The sequence below is a fragment of the Pseudanabaena biceps PCC 7429 genome, from assembly GCF_000332215.1.
GTDB lineage: Bacteria > Cyanobacteriota > Cyanobacteriia > Pseudanabaenales > Pseudanabaenaceae > Pseudanabaena > Pseudanabaena biceps.
In genome coordinates this window covers 1-4,355 of record NZ_ALWB01000323.1, presented here as the reverse complement: position 1 = coordinate 4,355, position 4,355 = coordinate 1, and the positions used below count along the sequence as shown (strand labels likewise).

General features: G+C 44.1%; 2 protein-coding genes and 1 pseudogene. All 3 read right to left on the bottom strand.

All coding sequences use genetic code 11. From position 1 onward, the window contains the following. Window positions 1-166: pseudogene (locus tag PSE7429_RS27830) on the bottom strand (NF041680 family putative transposase); the annotation flags it as partial. 75 nt (window positions 167-241) lie between these two features. Continuing rightward, window positions 242-3,343 (bottom strand): transcription-repair coupling factor, encoded by a 3,102-nt coding sequence (gene mfd / locus PSE7429_RS21700; protein WP_009629526.1) that lies wholly within the window; start codon window positions 3,341-3,343, stop codon window positions 242-244. Between the two features lie 29 nt (window positions 3,344-3,372). Next, entirely contained in the window at window positions 3,373-3,939 is a 567-nt protein-coding gene (locus PSE7429_RS21695) for a Uma2 family endonuclease (protein WP_009629524.1), read from the bottom strand. Window positions 3,940-4,355 lie beyond the last annotated feature (416 nt).

Sequence of the window (4,355 nt, the reverse complement as noted above, 5' to 3'; positions counted from 1 at the left end):
AGGCTTGACCATTTCCGCCGATACACCGCAGATAACGATAATTCTGCAAATGATTTCACGCTTGGACTGGTTAACACTGCATCCATTAAGTCAAATATTGCATCTCTTCCATTTCCTAAAAATTATATGCCTGTTGACGAAAGTTCTGTAGTTTATCAATAATCATGACTGTAGATGTGCTTTTCTTTTTCATCTACTTTAGGCAGTTTGTATCTCTTTTACTCTGCCTTTTTTTCCTTTTTTAGTCTAAACTCCAGACCCTAAGCAATACCTGAGTTTCTTCAGGCAAAGCCCCATACAGATTCTCCCAAATCGCAGCCAATTTGAGAATCTCCTCCTTCGACTTCACCTTCGCTAAAGTCAAATAAGCATTAATCTTCGTCTCATTGTCCTCTATATAAGTATCAGGAATAAAAGCCACCAAACGCGGCAACTGAAGCTCAGTATCCGCCACTTCAGGCAAAATCTTCCCCCGTAACTCATTAATATATTCCTGAAGCAAATCCATGTACAGCGCAAAGCCAATCACATCCGCCTGACCCGACTGCTCCTCACCCAAGAGATCCCCCAACCCACGAATCTCCATATCGCGCATCGCCAGTTGATAACCCGAACCAAGCTGACTAAACTCCTGAATCGCATCCAATCTCTTCTTCGCCGCATCCGTTAACTCAAGGTTAGGCGGATATAGCAAATAGGCATGAGCTTGAATCCCCGCCCGACCAACCCGACCACGCAATTGATAGAGTTGCGCTAAACCTAACTTATGAGCATCCTCAATCACAATCGTATTCACACGCGGAATATCCAAACCCGACTCAATAATCGTGGTACAGAGCAGAATATCCGCCTCATTGTTATTAAAAGCAACCATCGCCGACTCTAACTCTGACTCTTGCATCTGTCCATGGGCGATCGCCAATCTCACATTTGGCAACATCGCTTGCAAAGAAACAGCGATCGCATCAATCCCCTCAATACGCGGCACAACATAAAACACCTGACCACCACGGTCTAACTCATGACGAATCGCTGTTTTCACCAGTGACGCATCATAGGCAAACAAATGGGTTTGAATCGATCGCCTTGAAGGAGGTGGAGTCGCAATCACACTCATTTCCCGCACCCCAGAAAGCGCCGCATAGAGAGTACGCGGAATTGGCGTTGCACTCAAAGTCAATAAATCCACATCCCCCTTCATCGTCTTGATTTTCTCCTTCTGCAAAGTGCCAAAGCGTTGCTCTTCATCAATTACCAGCAAGCCCAAATCATGAAATTCAACATCCTTAGACAACAGTTGATGTGTACCGACAATGACTTGAACTTTCCCATCCGCAACCTGTTGTAAAACCTGCTTGCGCTCCTTCGCAGGGCGAAATCGATTTACGATCTCCACAGTGAAAGGATAAGCCGCAAAGCGAGTTTGGAGCGTATGAAAATGCTGTTGCGCTAGAATCGTCGTCGGAGCTAACAGAGCGACTTGCTTACCCGCACATACCGCCTTAAAAATTGCTCTTACTGCCACCTCCGTTTTCCCAAAGCCGACATCACCGCAAACCAACCTATCCATCGGGCGATCGCTTTCCATGTCTTGCTTCACATCTTGAACAGCTTTGACCTGATCGGGCGTGAGTTGATAGGGAAAAGAATCCTCCATTTCCTGTTGCCAATCCGTATCAGGTGGAAAAGCATAGCCGACTAAATTAGCGCGGCGGACATAGAGTTGCAGTAAATCCCTTGCTAACTTGTAAATCTCCTTTTGGCATTTGCCCAGAGCGTTATCCCATGCCTTTGTATTGGCGATGCTATTTAACTTAGGCGGCTTATTTGAAGCACTGCGATAGCGGGAGAGAATCTTCTCATTTTCCTGCGCGATCGCCACAGCAGTTTTACCATCAGCAAACTCAACGATGTAATGTGGTTGCTTTTCTCCCTTCACTTCAATGGTTTCAAAGCGTGTAAATTTGCCAATCCCATATTTACGATGCACGACATAATCACCAACATTTATCTCGTCAGGATTAACTGATTTAGCTGTATTCATCCGTGAGGGATGCACAAAGGTTGGTGAGGCTAATAATTGCTGTCCAAATAATTCGCGATCGGTCAAGAGAGCTAGATTACAACTAGGCAAAACAAAGCCTTGCATCTCGAGCAGTCCCGAATATTTCAAAATGACGGGTTTACCAGCTTTCTGAATCCGTGCAATTGACTGTAAATCATCAGAATCACTGACAAAGTTAGCAATGCAGTCATACTCCTTAAGTAAAGTTGCCACACGCAAAGGTTGCGCCGAAATCAGAGTAACTTGGTATTCCGAGTTGAGATATTCACGAATCAGCGCTGCAATCTGGTCAAACTGATGGGGAACTATGGGAATAGAAGCACTGGCAAAATCAAAAATATTGGCTTTGGTTTTAAGCGATCGCTCACTAAGCTGAAGCATCTGAAATTTCTTTGCCTCAGTCATGCACTTAGCAAAGTCCCAATGCAGTTTCGGTGTATCGGCTTGCGATTGATTTTGATAAAGTTCTTCCGCAGCTTCGTACCAGCGATCGCTATAGCTTTGACATTGTTCAGATTCATCAAGGGCGACAATGAAATTCTTGGGTAAGTAATGCAGTAATGTGGCTTTATGAGCAGAAACAAACTCATGCAAATCGACAGGGGCGATCGCGATGCTGGATAGGTCAGTGAAGCTTTTGGGATTAGTGGGGTCAAACTCTCTGATTTTCTCGACAGTGCCGCGATTGCAGCTTAGACGAACGGGTAGATTTCGATTAACTGGAAACACTTCAAAACTAAACCCTTTGTGGCTCCATTGTTTTGATTCCTTTACTTCTTTGACTTCCACATATCCTAATCTGGAAAAAGCCGCAGCAAGTAATTTAACCGATTGCGAATCGCCGATATTGAGATAAATGCTATGTTTTTGGAAGACTTGAGTGGATGGTAGATGGGGCTGTAGCGCGTTAATGGTGGTAGCGATCGCTAAGTTAGGCTGTGGTTTGGCAAGCAGTTCCGCTAATATCTCAATTCTTGTCCAAGCAGTTTCCAGATCTATTTGGGCAGATTCGTATGGAAACGTATCAAGGGGCTGATATAGATAGACTCGCCATGACATTGACTGGAGTTGTAAGGCCCATCGGGTTGCTTCTTCGACGGTGGCGGTGACGATGAGTAATGGTTTGGTTTGTTGTTGGCATAGGTGGGTGCTAATCAGTCCTTTGCCTAAGCGTGATAGTCCTGATAGGGATATGCTTTTGGCTGTTTTCAGTTTCTCGCTTATTTTTGTGGCGATTTGCGATCTTGCTATGTTCTCTAGGACTGCTGTGAAGGTCATGGGTTGGGATTAAAGGTTCTCTATTCTAGTTAAAATAAAATCCCTTCATAGAGAAGTTCGATCGCAAACTCAAATTCAAGACTTGATAAGGTAATCGTATCGCCAGCAATATAGGGATAATACAGCCACATTCTGCCTTCGCCGCGTGCGTAGCGCTCTACTGATATTTTGTCGGAATTGATGAGTAGATATTCTTGTAAGCTAGGGATGGTGAGGTAATTGGTAAATTTCTCACCGCGATCTCTGGCACTGGTTCCAGGTGAGAGAACTTCGGCAATTATGGTCGGACTTTGGATGAATTTACGGGCGTTGAGATCTTGAGGATCACAACTGACAACGACATCAGGATAGTAATAGGGGCTATTGGTCGTAACTTGCACTTTGACATCAGCGACATTGATGCGACAGCCACGCGATCGCACTTGGGGATATAGGGTTCTGTAGAGGTTGAGGGTGATGTCGTTGTGGGCAAGTGTGCCGCCTGTCATGGCAAATACTTCACCATCGATATATTCATGGCGGAGGTCTTGTTGGGGTTCCCATTCAAGATATTCTTTTATGGACATTCTGGATGGTTCTTGAGATATGGCAAGCATATTTTTCTGGTTTGCGTTAGATTGGTGATTGTGAGTTGTGCCTATTTTAGCAAGCTTGGTATAGGCGATCACCTTGTCATCTCATGGTTAAGCGCATAGGCGATTGAAATCTCTTCTAGTCTATTTCTCTTTAAATTACAATTTAAAAACTGAATCTTTCATTTAAAGGCTTATTTGGATTGACTTTTCTTTATTGCCTGAATCTTCGTCTCTGTGAGCCTAACATTAGCTTTTTCATTAAGAGCTTTTTTAAAGTAGTCAAGTGCAATCTCGAAATCAGCAAGAGCCTGTTTTTTGTCATTTTTAGGTAGTCCTAAAAAGGAAAGGATGAGGGAAAATATCTAGATGGTTGTTACAGATTAAAGCAATGTCAGAGTCAAGTCCATCAAGTCCATCATGTCCATCCTGCCAGTCCG

Excerpts from the sequence above, each read along its gene's own strand:
- mfd (WP_009629526.1), bottom strand. The coding sequence starts at position 3,343 with ATGACCTTCACAGCAGTCCTAGAGAACATAGCAAGATCGCAAATCGCC.
- PSE7429_RS21695 (WP_009629524.1), bottom strand. The coding sequence starts at position 3,939 with ATGCTTGCCATATCTCAAGAACCATCCAGAATGTCCATAAAAGAATAT.